The sequence below is a fragment of the Bradyrhizobium sp. AZCC 2289 genome, from assembly GCF_036924615.1.
Taxonomy (GTDB): Bacteria; Pseudomonadota; Alphaproteobacteria; order Rhizobiales; family Xanthobacteraceae; genus Bradyrhizobium.
In genome coordinates, this window is sequence record NZ_JAZHRY010000001.1 from 4632940 (window position 1) to 4651037 (window position 18098).

Genomic DNA, 18098 nt, shown 5'->3' on the forward strand with positions numbered 1-18098 from the left:
TATTCGGGGTTGCGGATGGATCGGATCGCTGCGCTACGAGAAATAATCCACTCAGAGGAAGGACTGCAATCTTAGATAGTGATATAAAAATAAATCCATTATTGCTGGAACCTTTATCGGCTGACTCTGTTTGCTCCCTGTCCAATACTGGACGCACGACAACTGGTAGACACCATGAAGAAAATTCTTTTAGCGACGGCTGCTATTCTCGCATTCGCTGCACCTTCGTTCGCGCAGGACAAAACTGTCGGTCAAGCGCCGCCATCAGGTGCTTCCTCGTTCTACGTGGCTCAGGATACCGCGACGATGAAATGTCAAGTTGTCAATGCCCAGCCTGCCGCTGGTGGCAACATGAAGGTTATCGGTGCCGCTCATCCGACACATGCATCAGCGGAAACGGCTTTGACGGCCGACAAGACTTGCATCAAGTAATGAAGTGAGGGCGCGAGTACAGGGGCGGGTCTATTGGTTCGAAAAACTACTGGCCCGCCCCAGTCAGCGATTGGGGGCATCTATGTCGTACGATCAAGTCGCAGCGCGCATCGGCGCCTTTGGGGCATTGCTGATCGCGCGGACCGAAGAAGTTTGAGAACTCACGCTTCGTACAATTTGTCGGGTCACCTGCGTCCGAACAGTCCGCCCACCACGCCGCCAATCAGTCCACCTGGACCGCTGCGGTGAGGGTGAGCACCACCCCCACCGTGACGACGGGCCAGATGTCCGTCATCGGATTTGTCGCTGCTGCTAGAGCTGGCGTGCGCCGCTGAGACCGACTCGGTCAGTAGCGCCTGATGCTGCAGCGTGTTGAGGAAGCCAGTCTTGGGATAGCCGCGTGCCGCCTGCCAGCGCGTGATGACGGACCGGGTCGACTCGTCGAACCGACCGTTGACCTTGGTGTCGAAGCCGAGACCGGTCAGCCGGCGCTGCACGTCGCGACGCTTTCCCTTGTCGAGGCCTATCTGATCTTCGGTTTCCTGAGTTGCCTCGTGGGCAAAGGTCGCCGGATCGACGGATGCCAACAGTTCGCGGTCGGTCGTGCTGGGGCCGGCTTTGGCAACATTTGCACTGACGAAAAATCCCAAGACTGACAATGCGATGATGAAGACACGCAATGGCTTATTCTTCCCTGATCTTAAAGTCTCTCAGTGATTTCGCTTTGAGAGCTAATGTCGGGCAACTGTTATCCGGGTCACTTGTTCCTTATCGCGCGTCGAATGTTACACCGCATTACACTGAGACTGCCCAACAAGAGAGGGCAGTTGCGCGCCCGACTGTCCGAATTGGGTTGCCGGCTCAACCGGGTTGAGACCACCGTCAAAAACGGTCGTGACGCCCTATGAAATGGGATGTCTGTTTTACCCCCGAGAGCAGACATCGTCCGGCCAACCCGCCATGTCCGTTTCGTGCCAATAAGCGACATCGATCACGGATGGCGGCTCAGTCAGCGGGGATCGTAAACTGAAAGAGAGCACCCCGCGGCTCGCACCTGGTCGCCCACAGCCGCCCACCATGGGCTTCGATAATCGAGAGGCAGATCGAGAGGCCCATACCCATGCCGTCGGGCTTCGTCGTGTAGAAGGGTTCAAAAAGACGCGGCAGGCTCTCCGGGCGCAGTCCATGGCCGGTATCCCGCACCGCAACGCACACGCCCTCCGGCTCGATACTCGCGGTGCTGATGTGTAATTCGCGGTTGCCGTCCGCTACGCCACTCATCGACTGGATGGCATTGGCGATCAAGTTCAACATCACTTGTTGCAGTTGCACCCGATCACATTGGATGCGTGGCAACTCGTCCGCCAGTTGCGTGCACACCGTGACGTGGGTCTTGATCGCTTCGCTGTGACTTAGCGCGGTCACCTCCAGGATCGCCGCATTGAGGTCGACGACCTCCTTCCGGGGTGGCGCTTTTTTGATGAGAGCCCCGATCCGGTCGACGATGTCGCTGACTCGACCGTTTTCGTTCATAATGCAGGCGAGCGTCGCCCTCACCTCTGCCACATCGGGTGGGCTTTTGTCTAAAAACCGCAGTGCAGCAGCGACATATGTGCGTCCCGCCGTAATGGGCTGCTTGATTTCATGCACAATCGAGGCGGTGAGCTGGCCCATGGTAGCGACGCGGTTGGCATGCGCCAGCTCGCTCTGCATCTCGCGATATTGCCGCTCGCGACGGGTGCTCTCCAAGGCAATGGTGGCTTGCGCAGCGAAGTCCCTGCATAAGGAAATCTGGTTGTCGGTGAACGGCTGCACATGTGTGCGGCCCAGACTAATCATCCCGACTATCTCATTGTCTTTGAGCAACGGCACAAACAGGCCCGTTCGGAAACCTGCCTTCACCACCACCGTGTTAAAAACATCATCCCGATAATCGCCTTCAAGTGCTGTCAAGTCGGGGATGTGGGTGGGTAACCTGCTTGCGGCTAATTGATACGGAAGGCTCCCCTTTTCAGCGAGCACTGCAACTGATGACCGAAAGTGACTAACCATAAGGGGGTCCCCTCGCATCGCCACGCGACGAAGGCCGCTTTCTTCGGAGAGACGTAAGCTGCCTATCTCTGCTCGACAGAGACGTGTGGCGCTGTCGAGGATGGCGTCGAAGATGGGCTGCAAGTCGTGCGGCGAGCTCGCGATGGCGCGCAGCACTTCCGAGATGGCCGTCTGTTGCTCGATGAGTTCGGTCACCCGATCTTGCAGCTCAGAAGCGGTCCTTTCTCCGTGGATGCTCTCGTTCATGCGGAACGGTTCCTCAGCTTAGAGGGGTGAGGGCAACATAACGGCCCCAGCCGCAGTTTGCGATAGTCCAAACCGAACATGCGGCCAAACATCCAACGTCGGCTGTGGGTCATTCGCGTCGGTTTGGACGTAGGCCGATGACTTCCGGTCCTCCCCCGACAACGGACATCGTCAGACCGGCGCGCTTGGTCCGTTTCGTGCCAAAGATCGGGGGGAGCCTCGCAGCTCCGCCCCTCCCACACCACCGTGCGTACGGGTCCGTACACGGCGGTTCGAGAGGTTGCGCTAACACGATTGGAACAAGGATGGCAGGCCGAGCGATTTGAAGTATGCATTTGAGAGCCCAGTAGAGAGAGCTCGGCTGCGGGCGAGATACCAAGGACCGCGGCCGCTGCCGGCCGTGTTCCTTGCAGCCCACTCTGAGATCCCATTTGCGATGGGTGCCGCGCGGCGGCGCCGTGGGGTTTTCCATTGGCGCCACAGAGCGGCCCGCAGTCGCAGTCGGACCCAGCGAGTGAGGGCTATCAGCACCTCGGGCGTTTCGCAGAAGCCGAAATAGCCGCGCCAGCCCCGCATATAGGTGGCCAGTTCTTCCATTATCGTCTTGATGCTGACGCCCTTGGCCCTTCGCGTAATGTCCCGGATTCGTTGCTTGAACCGTTCCAGCGATTTCGGCGCAATCGTGCGCTTGATGTCCGGACCAGCCGTAAAGCTGAACCCGAGGAACTTTCGTTCCTGCGGTCGTGCCACCGCACTCTTGGCCTCATTTACCTTGAGCTTGAGCTTTTGGGTGATGAAGCGCGAGATGCTCTCCATCACCCGCTGACCCGCGCGTTCGCTGCGAACGTAGATGTTACAGTCGTCCGCATAACGAACAAAGCGGTGTCCGCGGCGCTCCAGCTCGCGGTCGAGTTCATCGACGCTCGATGTCGGCGAGTTCATCCGCCGCTTCCTCATTCACGTGCTGCCCAAAGGCTTCCATCGCATCCGCCACTACGGCTTGTTCGCCAGCGCGAACCGGGCCGAGACGATCGTGCGAGCGCATGAACTCCTGGGACTGGCAACGTCCGCGGCAGAAGCGGCGGTCGAAATCGATCCGGCGGCGGCGCAGCCACTCGCAAAGCCTTGTCCCTGATGTGGCGGCCGTATGTTCGTGATCGAGACCTTCGAGGCCGGCTGCCAACCACGCCACCGGCCGACGGCGGCTCTCGTCGCAATCAGGATCGACACCTCATGAGCGCGGCCGCCACACCACCCACCCGCATCGTCAAGCGCGTTTCTCGCTGGTCACAACCCGGCCACGGCGACGCTCGACCGGACAGATGCCCGTCAGCGCGTTCCACAGCGCAATTGGTCCCGAAAGTCATGCTCATCGCTGCTAAAGAGAGCCCGAGACCCACCAGCGCCCGCCTTCACTTCACCGGCACGCTCTCGCGCCTTGCGTCCGCCGCCAGCACCGCGATCAAATCCACATAGCCCGCGCGTCACCGTCGCCGCCTCATCTCCCGCGCGTTCCTTCACTGGAGGCTTTCGGACGACGGCCCCGGTGCAAGCCCAATCGTCGCGATGGCCCGTCATCCGAAACCCTTCACAGAAGCGGACATTTGCCAATGTTACTCAATAATAGCGTCAGCCCGCAGCAGGAACGTCTCTGGTACTGCCAAGCAGTTTGGCCGTCTTGAGATTGACGGTGGTCCGTTGACCGAGGCGCCGGGTGCCCGCACTGTCATGCTTACGTCATCAACTCGGGGCGCTCAGTTAGCAGCGGAATATACCGTGTTCGGCGGTGTTATCCGGGTGTGTCAGCTGGACGCTGTCACGCCTGTAACTGCCCCGTCTCGTTCTTGATGCCAAAGCCGTGAGCAATTTTTCAACTTCCTGTGCTGACCTGATTTGTCTAGGCGACACACCTGAGCCGCAAAAGGTTTCGATCTTAACTTGACTTTGACCAGGGGCGACTTTGCATCCAACCGACGGAAAGCCCATTGGTCTGGACGGAGCTAGTCATTCGGCCGAAAAACGCGGCTCACCGAGCGCGTTCAGAATTATGTTCGATCCATTCGAGCTGAACGTAACGGAGCGTTCCCTGAGGAAGGCGGGCGAAGTCATTCCGCTAGGCGGGAGAGCCTTTGACATCCTTTTAGCTCTTGTCGACCGGGCCGGCGAGGTTGTCAGCAATAGCGAACTAATGGCGAAGGTATGGCCGAACGTCATGGTCGGGGAAATCAGCCTGCGTGTTCATTTGTCGATGCTGCGCAAGGCGCTGAGGGACGGCGGGTGCGGTCGCAGATATATCGCAAATGTGAAGGGACGCGGTTATTGCTTTATGGCGCCGGTCACGCGCAGAGCGGCAGAAGACCATGACACCAGCTTATTTGTTCGGTCGTCAAATCTGCCACCGGCACTCAGTCGCATGATCGGTCGCGACGATGCTGTTCTTGAGATTGGATCACGTTTGCGGACGGAGCGGTTTATCACCATTCTGGGTGTTGGCGGCATAGGCAAGACCACGGTCGCGCTGGCTGTCGGCCACGCTGCGTTGGCTGACTTCGGAGACGCTGTGTTTTTCGTCGATCTCTCAACTGTGAAAGACAAGGAGCAGGTCGTCAGCGCCATAGCTTCCGCTATTGGGCACGCCGCGCAGTTTGCCAATCCGGAAGATGCGTTGCTCAACTTTTTATGCCGCCGAAAGGCTCTCCTTCTCCTTGATAGCTGCGAGCATCTCATCGAAAAAGCCGCAGAAGTCGCCGATCGCATTTTTCAATTTGCGTCCGACATCCACGTGCTTGCAACCAGCAGAGAGGCATTGCAGACAGGTGGTGAACATGTATTTCGGCTTCCTTCGCTGGATTGCCCGCCAGAACAACCAAGGCAGACGGCGGCTGAGGTTCTTTCTTATCCGGCTGCACGGTTGTTTGTAGAGCGCGTTAAAGCGCGTGGTAATGATTTTTCGCTTGGCAACGACGAAGCCCCCCTCGTGGCCGAAATTTGCCGCAAGCTCGACGGCATAGCGCTCGCAATCGAGCTCGCCGCCGGAAGGGCCGCACTCTTCGGCGTAAAGGACATTGCAACGAGATTGGGCTCGCGACTCGACCTGCTGAAGTTCGGTCGACGGACAGCGAATCCACGGCATCAAACGCTTAGCGCCACGTTGGACTGGAGCCACGATCTCCTTTCAGAGGTCGAGCGCGTGGTATTGCGCCGAATGGCGATTTTCAGGGGACGCTTTACGCTGGAGGCGGCACTCGCGGTGGCGGAAGAAAAAGGTACAGGCCAGACAGATGTTACGGACGCGATAGGAAGTCTGGTTAACAAATCTCTCATCGAACCCCGGATCGACTCGCGGGAAGCGTCCTACCGTTTACTCGATACGACGCGCTCATATGCTTTCGAGAAACTTGTGGGCAGCAACGATTATGAATTCGTTGCGGCGCGTCACGCGAACTTCTCGATTCAGTTGCTGGAAGCCAACGGCCCGGACCTTTTCAAATTGAGGAGTGCGGAGGCGGTACCAAATTCTCTGCAAGATTATCTGGGAAATGTCCGAGCCGCCCTTGAGTGGAGCTTTGGTCCTAGCGGATGTGACCGCACCGCCCTCAGATTGGCGGCTGCTGCTGCCCAACTATTTCTGTCCATGTCGCTCTTTTTGGAATGCCGAAATTGGATGGAGAAGGCGATCAATCGGATAACGTCGGACTGCGACCCGCAATATCAGATAGAAATTCATGCGTCATTTGCTTCCTCGCTCATGTTTATCGAGGGGGATAGCAAGCGAGTCCGCGATGCCTTCGATACGGCGCTAAACTTTGCGCAGCGGTACGAAGATGCGCGACAGCAATTGCGGCTGATTGTTGCACTGTCGATTTATTCTCTTCGCATGGTCGACGTGGCCGGAACACTTGAATTCGCACTCCGAAGCGAGGTTGTCGCAAAGAAGACGGGCAACCCCGACGATGCCGCTATCGCCGATTCCTTGCTTGGTGCGGCGTACTATCTTCTTGGTGACCACGTCCGCTCGCAAAAGTATAGTGAACGGGTACTGCGTAGCCGGTCTGGTTTCCGACCGTTCAATGCGAGCCAATATTCTTTCGATCCACGAAGTTTGGCGCTTGTCTGCACTAGCCGTTCACAGTGGTTCACTGGCAAGGTCGATCAGGCCCTTCGTTATGCTGAAATGGCCATCGAGGAGGCGGAGAAATCAGGGCGGATGATCGCGCTGTGTGGCACGCTTATCCAGACGATGGCGATCTATTTTTGGGTTGACAATTTGGAGCAGGTGGAACGGCGGCTGTCGAGGCTCGAACTCACTGCTGAGAAGCAATCGTTAGAGCCATTCGATGCAGTTGCGCTGGGATTTAAGGGCCGATACTTGATCCGTACTGGTCAAACAAGCGACGGCATACAACATTTGCGCGACAGTCTGGAGAAACTGGCAACTCAGCGGTACGAAATTCATGTGCCAGATTTAGTGCCCGCGCTTGCGTTGTGCTTGGCGGAGCAAAACTCGCGCGCGGAAGCGGTGGCTCTTCTGGACAAGTCGATCGCAGTCCAAGTCGAAGCCAACGCGGCTCTCTATCTTCCAGCATTATTCTTGGCAAAGGGCCAGGCGCTCGCGTCCGGCGATAAGCCCGACACCCCGTCAGCCGAAGAGGGCTTTGAGAAAGCAATGACCTTTGCCCGGCAACAATCGGCACTTTCGTTCGAATTGAGAGCAGGATTGGAACTCGCGCACATTTGGATCGAGCGCGGCGAAGTTCAGAGAGCCCAAGATCTAATCGGGCCAATTTACGGTCAGTTCACAGAGGGTTTCAGCACACCAGATCTCGTTTTGGCGAAGGAAATGCTTAAAGGAAAATCCGCGCGCGTAGAATTAGCGAGACTTTGACTTCGTCATTTAACCCGGATCGATGAACACGCGCCCATGACCGTTCCGGGTCAAAACCGGAAAAGCTCAATGTGAGCATATGTTTTCCGCTCCGCCCCCAACAACGGACATAGAGCGACCACGGCGGCATGTCCGAGTTGTGCCACAAGCAGAACCGACGCAAGGCGGCCTTCCTGCTATCTCCCGCCGAAGAGCTTCATTGTGCAATGCACCGAGCGTTGCTCTGGGTCCTAGTTCTTTTCCATCCCCACGTCGCCGCGGAACGATGAAACCGTGCGGTGGTTCCAGTTTTGGAACGGCATTGGAACCGAATAGCTGTGCCGCTATTATGAATGGAACCTAAACGCGTCAGCCACCGCGAACTGACTGTTTGGCGTAGCGCAGTGGATGAGTGCACAGCCAGGGAGGTATCAATGAAATGTAGGGCAGCCAGGCTTCCGATCCCATTCCCACACATCCGGCGCACCCGGGTTGGCCGCACCATCTCGGCAGTGCTGGGCTTCGGCACCCTTGCTGCGCTGCCCGCCGCCGCCCTTACGCCGACGACTTGCGAGAATTTGACTTCGTTCTCTTATCCGAACACAACCATCAACTCGGCGACCTCGATGCCGGGAGGGCCGTATGTGGCGCCGGATACCTGGCACCTCGCCTTCACCAATCTGCCGCCCTATTGCCAAGTCAGCGCGACCATCGCGCCGACGGCGGATTCCAGCATCGGCGTGCAGGTCTGGATGCCCACGCAACGGTACAACGGCCGTTATCTCGGGACCGGCAATGGCGGCTATGCGGGAGGTTTTTTCCAGAGCGAGCTCGCTCAAGGCATCAACAACGGCTTCGCCACCGCGAATACCGACATGGGAGCGACCGGCGCCGCCGGCGTCAATGGCGATGCGCTCACTGGTCATCCGGAAAAGTGGAAGGATTTCGGCTGGCGCGCCACGCATTTGATGACGACGTTCTCCGAGGCGCTGATCGAGGCCTTCTACGGTAATGCGGCGCATCACTCGTACTTCGCCGGCTGCTCGACGGGCGGCCAGCAGGCGCTGATGGAAGCGCAGCGCTTCCCGGACGATTACAACGGGATCCTTGCCGGGGCGCCGGCGCACAACCGCACGCACCTGCACACCGTGCTGATCGCGAGTTATCGCGCGACCCACCTGCCGCCGACGGGGTTCATCCCGGCGACCAAGTTCGACATGGTCAACAAGGCGGTGCTCGCGCAGCGCGGCGGTCAGGATGGCGCGCTCAAGAGCGATGCCTTCCTCACCGATCCGCGCAACTGCACATTCGACCCCGCGCAGCTGCAATGCCCGGGTAACGTCGATGGTGCGACCTGTCTGACGACGGACCAAGTCAACGCCATGAAGGTCTACTACAAGGGCTCGGTCAACCCGAGCAACGGCGCGATCATCAATCCCGGCAACATGCCCGGTTCGGAGACCAGCAACCCCCTCGCGCTCGGCTTCGCGTTCAACGAAAGCTCTACCGAGCCGGCGTTCGACAGCCTGTTCAAGTGGGTGTTCGGTCTGAGCTGGATGTGGCAGACGTTCGACTTCAACACGAACATGGCCACCGTGGATCAGGTACTTGCCGCAGACCTCAACGCCACCAGCACCGACCTGCGGCCGTTCGCCGGCCGCGGCGGCAAGCTCATCCTTTATCACGGCTGGGCGGACCCGCTGATACCCTCGCCCAGCACCATCAATTACTTCAACGCGCTCGCCCAAACGATGGTCGGCAGCCAGTCGCCCGGAGCGTTCAAGCAGATCCAGGGCTTTGCCCGCGTTTTCATGGCGCCCGGCATGTGGCACTGCGGCGCATCCATCGGTCCTGGCCCCGGCCCCAGTTCGTTCGGCGGCATGATTCAGCAGCCGGCCCCGAGCTCCGACCCGCAGCATGATCTCTTGAGCGCGCTGACGCAGTGGGTCGAGAAGGGTGTCGCACCGAACTCGGTGATTGCGACCAAGTACAACAGCGACAATCCGCAACTGGGGATTCAGATGCAGCGCCCGCTCTGCGTCTATCCGCAAATCCCGGTGTATCGGGGCTCTGGCGACACGAACAGCGCCGCGAGCTTCGCGTGCGTAACTGACGAGGCCGATTTCAACGAAACCCCGGCGCCGCAATACGGGCCGTGAGGTTCATGAGCAGATTCTTGTTCCAGTGCATGCCGCGTCTGCGCGTTCACCGGAACGCGTTGCATGTCGCCCCGGCGCGGCAAATTGATCAATCCAAGCCTGGCCAACCGTTCCGCGCCCAAAAGAAAAAGAAGTGACCACACTCGAAACTGACGTCGCCTTCGGGTCAAAAGCGTCGTCTTGGCGGTCGGGCGGCCTCTTCCGGTCTGCCCCGATCAACGGACATTCTCAGCGCCCGCCGGCATGTCTCAAAGGTGCCAATTTCGGAATTGGGAGCGTTGTGACGGCGCGCAACGAGGTCGTGCGCGGGCCGCCGCCGCGTGGCCAACCGCGCCTGACAGCGCCCGGTGGAACGAACTGCCCAGAGGGCCGTTCTTACCAAGCCCTTTATCCAAGACCTGAACCAAACCTTGATTTGTGCCGTCCCACAGTGAGGACGAACCGCCCGTATCCCTTGATTGTGCATCGGCACAAGGATGCGCCGCACAATGGTCAGGCGGTCAATTCACAACTCTAATCTTCCTGTCGCTGTGACATATCTTAAGGATTAGGAACCGCAGAGCCTCGAAGCTTGGAATCTGGCCCCCCGAGGTCGGTGCGCCGAGGACGAACATGAAACGTGGAATTACTGTTCTGGTTTCGCTTTCCGCGGTGTTGACTGTCACGTACTTCACCACGACCAAATGGGCGATCCGCCACGAGACGCTGACCTTCAACGATCCGGCGCGCGATAACCGCCCCGTGGCGGTGGACATCGCCGTGCGACGCGACAAGGAAATGCAGGCGAATGCCGGCATGATCAAGCTGCCGGTGGCGATCCTCAATCACGGCAACACCGTCAAATTCACCGAGTACTCTTTCCTGGCGAACGTTTTTGCCGCCCGCGGCTATATAGCGATCAGCATCCAGCACGATCTGCCGACCGATCCACCTATGGTGACGAAAGTCGGCGAGCTCTATGTCGGCCGTCAGCCGCAGTACCTGCGCGGCGTTGCCAACATCAAGTTTGCCGTCGGGGAAATGAAAAACGTCCAGCCGAATGCGGATTATGACCACCTGACTGTGGTGGGACATTCCGCTGGTGCCGACATCTCGATGTATTTCGCCAAGTTGCATCCCGAGCTAGCTAAGAGGGTCGTGACCCTCGACAATCTGCGCGTGCCGTTTATCACCGACGGCAGGTTCAAGATCCTTTCGTTCCGCTCGAAGGATCCCGTCTTCAAGACTGATCCCGGCGTCATGCCTTCTAAAGAGGTCCGTGAGAAGTCTGGTATTGAGGTCGTACAAACCGGCTTCCAACACAACGACATGCGCGATACTGGCCCCGATGTGGCAAAGGCGTCGATCCAAGGCATGCTCGACAAATTTCTCGAAGACGAAAGTCCCCTTAGGCCAGTCGAGATAAAAGCGTCACCGGATTTGACCGATCCTGGGCCGGTTGCGCCCTACGTGCCGGTCGAACCGACGCCCCAAATGGGCAAACGCGTCGGTTCAGCGTCATCCGCTGCGCAGCATAGCTGAAGCTATGTGTCAAAATCGGCATGAGCGCGGGCCCGCGTATTTCAGCGAGCGGCTTGTCGTCGTCAGTAAGATGCACTTTGTCAATATTTTCACGCGCAAGCTCCCAGAGAGCGGTGCGAGCGGCCCGCCCGCCGCACAGGCGGCGCTCGCGCGGCCTCTAGTTTTAGGGTGTTTTTCCGTTTTTCTTTTATTAAGCGGTTGTGGAGGGACGGAACCTGAGTGCGATTCTTTGGATACCCGCAATTCAGTAGTTAAGATCGTTTCGGATGATAATAATAATGCACTTGTGAATTACGCCGCCAAAAATTCGAGTTCGGTTGCGGCAATGGTGGATGATAAATTGGAAGCTGAGAAATCGGCGATTTGGGAAAAAGCGAGACAAGCCGCAGTATATAGGTTGGATGATACAATACTCATGAATTCAAGAAATCGATCAGCGCAAGAGGTTACTTGCATTGGGCTATTGTATGTGACCGTTGCGGATGCGACTGCGCAAAAAGAGGTAGAATTTAAGGTGAAACAGACGGCGGATGGGAAGAGCATCGTTTCAGTCAATCCGTTTTTGTTTTGAGGTTTTGAGCAGTGTTGTTATGGGAGTAGTTAGCAGCAACAACCATAAACGTCGCGTCTTATCGGCTTCGATGACTATGGGTCGCCCCGACCTATGGCAGCCTCACTGATGCGGTAAGCCTGAGAAACCTACCGCTGCTCGAAATTTGTTAGGACGAACCTGAGAGGCTGGCATAGGGCCTACAGCCCGACGCGAGGGACCATGACCCGAGCGGGCTGGAACAACACCACGAGCCGTACACCGATTGCCGCGCCAACGAGCCGTGCTGATGCAATGGTCAAAAACGGTCCGAACAGCCCCGAAACACCATTTCCGGTCTACCCCGAACAACGGACATCGTCAGACCGCCCCGGCATGTCTCAAAAGTGCCAGACTCGGACCTCGTCGGGCGCGCAGCTGACGTCCGCTTTAGCCACCACAACAGACATTCAGTGAGGACGAAACGGCGCCGAACCATCGACTTCAACCGGAATCCGAAGGCCAGCCTGCTAGGGATGTTCTTGGAGGCATAAACGAGCCCCAGTTGGAGCTCAACCTGCGCAGGGTCCGGCTCCGGCGTGAAATACCCGTCCATGGCCTCGTCGCGACCGGCGGCGGCGAGCTTGTCGGATGCCTCGCGCAGGATGACGTCGATGCTCGGATCGGTCGGCCGCACGAAGGCCGCCAGCAGTTCTGGCGCCGAATTGACGCCGCCCCAATGCGAGGGCGGTAAAAGGTTGATCTCGACGGCCTGCTCGGCGAGCACGGCGCCCGCGGCTTCGACCAGGATGCGCAGTTCGCCTCGCCTGGATGCGTTGATGCCGGCGAGAAACGCCGGATCGAGCTTGAGGTCGAGGCTGCGGATATGGTGGACCGCTTGGTTTGCGATACGCTCAATGCGCCAGACGCCGGGCGCAAGAAACGGCGGTTCAGCCGTCAAATGACCGAAATCTCGGACAGATCGCGGCTCAGCGCGTTCTCGACCGCCAGGTCTCGGATGATCGGTACGGCGTTCTGGTAGAACGCGACGTTGACGTTATCCGCAGTGGTAGAGGCAATTTTTACAGTTCCGGTCACCGTTGCCTCATGCTGAGTCCGCTCGAGCATGCTCTGCGCCAAAGAAAAAACTGCAAGGCTGCCGTTGAATGCCGGAAGAAGAGCCGTTCAGAAAATCGAAGCTCTTGCTCGGCCTATACGTGGCGCGCTTGCGCGCATCAGGAGCGGCTCTACGTAGCTGGTTCCGACCGGGAGCCGCATCGTGTATTTGGACCCCTTTGGATGTTGCCCAAGACAACACATTGGCTGCGCAAGAGAAGAAATCGCAATAAGCCGCTCCTTGTATTTTCGACCGAATCCGCTCTCACTAAAATGCCCCTACTCACTTGTTTAGCGCGACTATAAGTGGATTGCTCGCCTATTTCGAGCGTATTCAGAGGGTAATGCCTAGGAAGATGGCATAACATTCAGACACGCTAGCTCAACCAGCGCAGGGTCAGGGATGACTTAAAACGAGAGAGCTGAAGATCATCTATGGGCGAGAGTGGGCCCTAAACCGATGGCACTCAGGTGACGAGCAAGGGGGTCCCCAGTATGTTGCTTCCCCGAGCTCAACCCTGTGAAGGTTAGGGCCAAAGTGGCGGCTATGCCACGCGTTGAATGAGCACCTTCAGCAGCTTGTTGGGGTCTGCTTCGATGGCCTTACAAATCTCGATAAATTCCACCACGTCGACCCGCCTTTCGCCGCCTTCGTATTTGGCGACAAACGATTGCGGCCGACGAAGGCGTTTGGCGAGCTGGTGCTGTGTCAGCCCGGCGGTTTTGCGCGCCCTGACCATCAACTCGCAGAAGGCAGCTTGCCCTACGGAATGGACCGATTTGTCGAGTTTGCGCGCGCGAGTAGCCATCGGCGCGGAGGCTGATCCGATGATCGGATTATCCCAAAAAGGGATATATCTTAACCCTGTTGTCGCATTCTCCGGCCACCCCGTGGACTTGCCGGGCAAAGGAAGTGAATTGCCGTCAAGTCAATTCGGAGGCTTGCTGTGGAAGATATCGAATCGCCGGCGATGGCGCCAATCAGTACTCTGGGCGCTCCGCCGCCCCGGCCCGCAATTCGTCCGTCAAATGTTATCCCCGGGGATGTTCCAGGCCAGATTGCGACAATGGGGTGTGGGGGACCGGACGAGACGTTTGAACCGGCTGCGATCAGGTACATCAAACTCGGTGAGAACGGAAAGTGGGCCACCAACGCTTTGGAACAGGGGATAATTCCGTTCGGTTATCGCTCGGTCGACCATCGTGCTTGCCTAGCCGGCAATTGGGATAAGGTGCGGCGTCAGCTTCTCGGAATGGGGCGAACGGCGCGGGGCGTGAGCCAGGGTCTGCGCGAGCTGAAGGATTTCTATGACCTGCCTGAGAATACCTTGTGGGTGACCATGGCCGATGGGCATTTTCGGTGGGCCTTCGCGGAAGGCCCGGTTGTTGGGGTCGAGCAGGGCAATTCGGATGAACCGGCGCGTTACCGTCGAACCCGGGCGGGGTGGTCCAAAACAAGCTTGACTGGAGAGCCGCTCACCGTGCGCAGCCTGAGTTCGGCGCTGACCAGCACCGCCAGCTATCAAATGACGATCTGCGCCATTAAGCACGCGGATTATTTGCTGCGCCGCATTCGCGATGAACCTGACCCGGTCCATGCGCAGGCGACCGCCCTCAGGTCCGAGATGCGCGAAATTGGCCTTCGCATGATCCGGCAGCTCGATTGGCGAGATTTTGAGACGTTAGTCGATTTGATTTTCTCGCGGGGCGGTTGGCAGCGCAGCAGTGTCTTGGGCAAGAATCAAGCGGACGTGGACCTGATCCTCAGCCAACCCACAATCGGAGAGACGGCCTGGGTGCAGATTAAATCCGGGACGTCTCAGGCCGAACTTGACGATTACGTCGGCCGATTTCAACGGGACGGTAGCTGTGACCGCTTCTTCTTCGTCTGCCATGGCGTTGCCGGCGCCCTCAGCCTGCCTGCCCAGCCGCGGCTGCATCTGTGGGCAGCCGAGCGTCTATCGGACGCCGCGATCGACGCCGGGCTGTTCAGCTGGCTGATTGACCGGACGCGATAGCGGAGCGCAGCAGCAATCGGCTGATGTCGCAATGCTAGCAGCGGCGTTAGCTCGCAGTCATGCGACGCCCTCCTGACTCGGCGCGGCCTCTCCAAGGTTTTCCGCCGCAGCCGCTCGCTCGGCCTCCACTTCGCCAAAGCGCTGCCCGGTAGCCTCCAGAATGGCCTCCAGGCCGCACACAGAGCGCAGGCGGCGAATGGTGACATCGCAGTAGGCCGGATCTATCTCAATGCCGTAGCCCCGGCGCCCGGTCTTTTCGGCCGCAATCAGAGTCGTGCCCGAGCCGACAAAAGCGTCGAGCACAATGCCTTTTCGATTTGAGCAGTCACGGATGGCATCTGCAACCATTGCCACGGGCTTTACGGTCGGATGCAGGTTAAGGTCGCCGCGGTCTTCGCCGAAGCTGTTTACGCCCGCGTAGTTCCAGACATTAGTGCGGTATCGCCCGTGTTTACCCAGCTCGACGTTGTTAATGTGCGGTGCTGTGCCTGATTTGAATACAAACACAAACTCGTGCTGCGATCGGTACAGCGAGCCCATGCCGCCATTGTTTTTGGCCCAGACGCAGATATTTTTTAGCTCTGTGTAGGCGGCAGTACTGGCAGCCATTATTTCCGAGACATGGCGCCAGTCCATGCACTGAAAATGAATCGCGCCATCCACGGAAAAGGCTGCCAGATGGCCAAATACCGACTGCAGGAAAGCCGTGAACTCGACCGGCGACATCTCGCCGGAGGCCATGGCGAACTCGCGGTGCTGGATCGCGCCGAGGCCGCCGACATGCCCGGAAATCGGTACGTTATAGGGCGGATCGGTGAACACCATTTGCGCCCGGACATCGCCGAGTAGCTGCTGATAGGTCTCGAGCTTAGTGGAATCGCCGCAGATCAGGCGATGGTTGCCGATTTGCCAGATGTCGCCCGGACGGCTGATCGCAGGGCCAGCCGCGACCTCAACAACGGCGTCTGCAGCATCATTATCGTTCGCGGCAAGCGAAAGCTCGCCAATCAACAGGTCGATTTCAGGCAGATCAAAGCCCGTCACGGTAACGTCGAAATCGATTTCGAGCTCGGTCAGGTATTGCAGCTCAAGACCGAGCAAAGCGCGGTCCCAGCCAGCGTTTTCTGCGAGCCGATTATCTGCAATCACGTAGGCCCGAATCTCGGCCTCGCTCATAGCAGACAGGCGCACCGTGGGGACCTGATCCAGTCCCACCGCTTTGGCAGCTTCTGCGCGGCCGTGGCCCGCAATAATGCCGTTAGCGTCATCGACCAGGACGGGATTGGTAAAACCGAATCGCCGGATGGCGTTGGCGATTTGGGCAATCTGCTTCTTCGAATGGGTGCGGGGATTGCCCGGCCGCGGCTTCAAGGCGGCTATGTCCTGGTAAACAACCGCAAGCCTTCTGTGATTTGGTTCAATTAACGCCATTTCGTCCTCCATGGTTAGGTTGGAGGAGGGAGTAGCGCCGGCTGGCCGGGAGATCATTCAGGATAAAGCAGCCGTAATTATTATGAAGAGACCCGGTTCAAGAACGCTTTCCAGCTCACATGTTTGAGCCATTGCTTAGTAACAATTCGTGCAGCGCGCTCGTGCGGTGGACCATCCCACCAATCTTTCCCGCGAACCGCCGACCACCCATCCAAGCCGGACGTGCTCTGACGTTTCTGCAGCCATGCTAGGTAAAGCGGGTATCTCGCTTCCGCTATTGCGAAGCGAATGTCTGCCAATGGGCTCGCTTTGGGGCGGCCCGGCCGCTTCTTTAATTCGCCGCGCAGACTCTTGACGACCGTCGCAATAAACCACGGGGGTAACGGCTTTTCGGAATTGGCTTCAAGTATAGCGGCGAGTTCCGAGGCTGTTGGGATTTTTCCTTCCGCAATCGACCTTTCCAAATTTAGCAGGCTGGTGGGGCCATAGAGATCATAAAGGCTTGGAAGTTTCGGCATTCGGCATACGTCCTTTGGTCCGTTGCGGATCCGGTGACTGGGCGAGGTGCTCTTAGAGCGGGGCCCCGCCGTTGGCCTTAGGGCAAACTGACCTTGGAGATCATTCAGGATAATGCAGCCGCTATTATTATGAAGAGATCCCGTTCAAAATGCTTTATCGGACGCCGCATCGAGTCTGTGTTGCTTTCGGCTGGCTAATCGACCGGACGGTTTAGAAAGGGGTCATTTAGAGTTGGATCGGTTCGCAGCTGGTTCAACTTCATTTCCCGGTCGTGAAAGGCCTCCGCAGGCATAGTTTCCGGCACCACTAACAGGCCGCCAGCTTCGCTTTCCAGCGGCTGAAATTTCGCGAAATAAAGGTCGCTGAACTTCAGCGCTCGAATGTCGCCTTTTAGACGAAGGTTGCGCAGCTGCAAAAGCAATAGATCTACCGTGGTAATCTGATATTCAAACTGGGGGACGTGGTGCATTTGCCTTGCTAGATTCCGCACAATGGTCTTCATTCCAGTCGCGCCCCTCGGGCGACCTTTGCCTCGCTTCTGCCCTTGTCCGAACTGTCGACGAACAGGTGGTGAATTGCGCCCGACCCGCGGTTGATTATCTTTCATCAGTTGAATACCCCTACCGATTCCTCAAGCCGCTCGCGATCGGTTTTCGTCGCTTCGTACTGCTTTCGCCCCCAAGCGATTTGCGCCTTGGTCCAGGTCTCCGGTGCGCCATAACGCTCGGCTATGAGCAGGCACATGCGCATAGGGTACTGATTGGTCGGCATCGTGAGGACGCCGCCACTGCTCTGCACCGGCCGGCTGATGCAGTCGTATTTTTCAAACAGATCCAGCAAATAGGCGATCGACTTGAAATCCGGTTTATTCTTGTCCATCGCTTTCATTAGCACGCGACGAAGTTCGATTTCCTTCGCCGACATTTTTTTCTCTCTTCCGTCAATCTTTACGTCGAAAACCTCGTCGAGATGTTGATCGAAATCGATGTCGATCGGCCCGTTGCGTTTTGGCCGCCCGCCTGGATTGCCCGACTGCCCCTTCTTGAATTGGCCAGATTTGGGCGGGCGTTTATAACCTGCAGGTTCGCCATCTTTGGCTTGGTCAGTCACCAGCATCCTCCTGCCGCTCTCATACTTGTTCTCGCCTCTCCGCTGCCCTCAAACTTAACTTCGTCGAAACCGCTCGGAGGCCGCGCGTCTGACACAACCGG

Annotated in this window: 16 protein-coding genes and 1 pseudogene; 7 read left to right on the plus strand and 10 right to left on the minus strand. The window is 58.0% G+C overall.

The features are described 5' to 3' along the window. Positions 1-174 precede the first annotated feature (174 nt). Entirely contained in the window at positions 175-432 is a 258-nt protein-coding gene (locus V1289_RS22080) for a hypothetical protein (RefSeq protein ID WP_074274865.1), read from the plus strand. Between the two features lie 185 nt (positions 433-617). Here V1289_RS22080 and V1289_RS22085 read toward each other — a convergent pair whose 3' ends face one another. The 3 genes from V1289_RS22085 to V1289_RS22095 all read right to left on the minus strand — a co-directional run bounded on the left by V1289_RS22085 (position 618) and on the right by V1289_RS22095 (position 3687). Continuing rightward, a complete protein-coding gene (locus tag V1289_RS22085; protein WP_334398822.1) occupies positions 618-1112 on the minus strand; it encodes a peptidoglycan-binding domain-containing protein in 495 nt (164 codons plus the stop codon). Positions 1113-1437: 325 nt separating this feature from the next. Then, positions 1438-2730 (minus strand): sensor histidine kinase, encoded by a 1293-nt coding sequence (locus V1289_RS22090; protein WP_334398823.1) that lies wholly within the window; start codon positions 2728-2730, stop codon positions 1438-1440. Between the two features lie 285 nt (positions 2731-3015). Beyond that, positions 3016-3687 carry a group II intron maturase-specific domain-containing protein gene (locus tag V1289_RS22095; protein WP_334398824.1) on the minus strand — a complete coding sequence of 224 codons (672 nt, stop codon included), beginning with the start codon at positions 3685-3687 and terminating at the stop codon, positions 3016-3018. Between V1289_RS22095 and V1289_RS22100 the strand changes: the two are divergent. The 5 genes and pseudogenes from V1289_RS22100 to V1289_RS22120 form a co-directional block, all read left to right on the plus strand. Continuing rightward, positions 3635-3967 (plus strand): annotated as a pseudogene (locus tag V1289_RS22100) (transposase); the annotation flags it as partial. The gene V1289_RS22095 and the pseudogene V1289_RS22100 overlap by 53 nt on opposite strands. Positions 3968-4690: 723 nt before the next feature. Then, positions 4691-7615 (plus strand): ATP-binding protein, encoded by a 2925-nt coding sequence (locus tag V1289_RS22105; RefSeq protein ID WP_334398825.1) that lies wholly within the window; start codon positions 4691-4693, stop codon positions 7613-7615. A gap of 605 nt (positions 7616-8220) precedes the next feature. Next, the gene (locus tag V1289_RS22110) at positions 8221-9753 is read left to right on the plus strand and encodes a tannase/feruloyl esterase family alpha/beta hydrolase (RefSeq protein ID WP_334407614.1); all 1533 of its coding nucleotides are present in this window, start codon (positions 8221-8223) and stop codon (positions 9751-9753) included. Positions 9754-10365: 612 nt separating this feature from the next. Then, positions 10366-11274 carry an alpha/beta hydrolase gene (locus tag V1289_RS22115; protein ID WP_334398826.1) on the plus strand — a complete coding sequence of 303 codons (909 nt, stop codon included), beginning with the start codon at positions 10366-10368 and terminating at the stop codon, positions 11272-11274. A gap of 70 nt (positions 11275-11344) precedes the next feature. Next, a complete protein-coding gene (locus tag V1289_RS22120) occupies positions 11345-11845 on the plus strand; it encodes a hypothetical protein (RefSeq protein ID WP_334398827.1) in 501 nt (166 codons plus the stop codon). Positions 11846-12122: 277 nt separating this feature from the next. Here the strand turns inward: V1289_RS22120 and V1289_RS22125 are convergent, their stop codons facing one another. From V1289_RS22125 to V1289_RS22135, 3 genes are all read right to left on the minus strand, one after another. Beyond that, positions 12123-12764, minus strand: coding sequence for a hypothetical protein (locus V1289_RS22125; RefSeq protein ID WP_334398828.1), 642 nt, complete (start codon positions 12762-12764; stop codon positions 12123-12125). After that, the gene (locus V1289_RS22130; protein WP_334398829.1) at positions 12761-12931 is read right to left on the minus strand and encodes a hypothetical protein; all 171 of its coding nucleotides are present in this window, start codon (positions 12929-12931) and stop codon (positions 12761-12763) included. The genes V1289_RS22125 and V1289_RS22130 overlap by 4 nt, the downstream gene beginning before the upstream one ends. Positions 12932-13464: 533 nt before the next feature. Then, entirely contained in the window at positions 13465-13827 is a 363-nt protein-coding gene (locus tag V1289_RS22135; protein WP_334398830.1) for a helix-turn-helix domain-containing protein, read from the minus strand. 39 nt (positions 13828-13866) lie between these two features. Between V1289_RS22135 and V1289_RS22140 the strand changes: the two genes are divergently transcribed. Beyond that, positions 13867-14937, plus strand: a complete 1071-nt coding sequence (locus V1289_RS22140; protein ID WP_334398831.1) for a restriction endonuclease — start codon at positions 13867-13869, stop codon at positions 14935-14937. Between the two features lie 57 nt (positions 14938-14994). Here V1289_RS22140 and V1289_RS22145 read toward each other — a convergent pair whose 3' ends face one another. From V1289_RS22145 to V1289_RS22160, 4 genes are all read right to left on the minus strand, one after another. Continuing rightward, positions 14995-16368, minus strand: coding sequence for a site-specific DNA-methyltransferase (locus V1289_RS22145; protein ID WP_334398832.1), 1374 nt, complete (start codon positions 16366-16368; stop codon positions 14995-14997). A gap of 80 nt (positions 16369-16448) precedes the next feature. Beyond that, positions 16449-16886 carry a hypothetical protein gene (locus V1289_RS22150; protein ID WP_334398833.1) on the minus strand — a complete coding sequence of 146 codons (438 nt, stop codon included), beginning with the start codon at positions 16884-16886 and terminating at the stop codon, positions 16449-16451. A 194-nt stretch (positions 16887-17080) separates the two neighbouring features. Further along, positions 17081-17389: a hypothetical protein gene (locus V1289_RS22155; RefSeq protein ID WP_334398834.1), complete on the minus strand. Its 309-nt coding sequence runs from the start codon at positions 17387-17389 to the stop codon at positions 17081-17083. Between the two features lie 104 nt (positions 17390-17493). Beyond that, complete coding sequence (locus V1289_RS22160; RefSeq protein WP_334398835.1) at positions 17494-17997, minus strand: DUF5681 domain-containing protein; 504 nt, start codon at positions 17995-17997, stop codon at positions 17494-17496. Positions 17998-18098: the final 101 nt, after the last annotated feature.

Excerpts from the sequence above, each read along its gene's own strand:
- V1289_RS22150 (WP_334398833.1), bottom strand. The coding sequence starts at position 16,886 with ATGCCGAAACTTCCAAGCCTTTATGATCTCTATGGCCCCACCAGCCTG.
- V1289_RS22155 (WP_334398834.1), bottom strand. The coding sequence starts at position 17,389 with ATGAAGACCATTGTGCGGAATCTAGCAAGGCAAATGCACCACGTCCCC.
- V1289_RS22095 (WP_334398824.1), bottom strand. The coding sequence starts at position 3,687 with ATGAGGAAGCGGCGGATGAACTCGCCGACATCGAGCGTCGATGAACTC.
- V1289_RS22145 (WP_334398832.1), bottom strand. The coding sequence starts at position 16,368 with ATGGCGTTAATTGAACCAAATCACAGAAGGCTTGCGGTTGTTTACCAG.
- V1289_RS22130 (WP_334398829.1), bottom strand. The coding sequence starts at position 12,931 with ATGCTCGAGCGGACTCAGCATGAGGCAACGGTGACCGGAACTGTAAAA.
- V1289_RS22110 (WP_334407614.1), top strand. The coding sequence starts at position 8,221 with ATGCCGGGAGGGCCGTATGTGGCGCCGGATACCTGGCACCTCGCCTTC.
- V1289_RS22080 (WP_074274865.1), top strand. The coding sequence starts at position 175 with ATGAAGAAAATTCTTTTAGCGACGGCTGCTATTCTCGCATTCGCTGCA.
- V1289_RS22090 (WP_334398823.1), bottom strand. The coding sequence starts at position 2,730 with ATGAACGAGAGCATCCACGGAGAAAGGACCGCTTCTGAGCTGCAAGAT.
- V1289_RS22115 (WP_334398826.1), top strand. The coding sequence starts at position 10,366 with ATGAAACGTGGAATTACTGTTCTGGTTTCGCTTTCCGCGGTGTTGACT.
- V1289_RS22120 (WP_334398827.1), top strand. The coding sequence starts at position 11,345 with ATGCACTTTGTCAATATTTTCACGCGCAAGCTCCCAGAGAGCGGTGCG.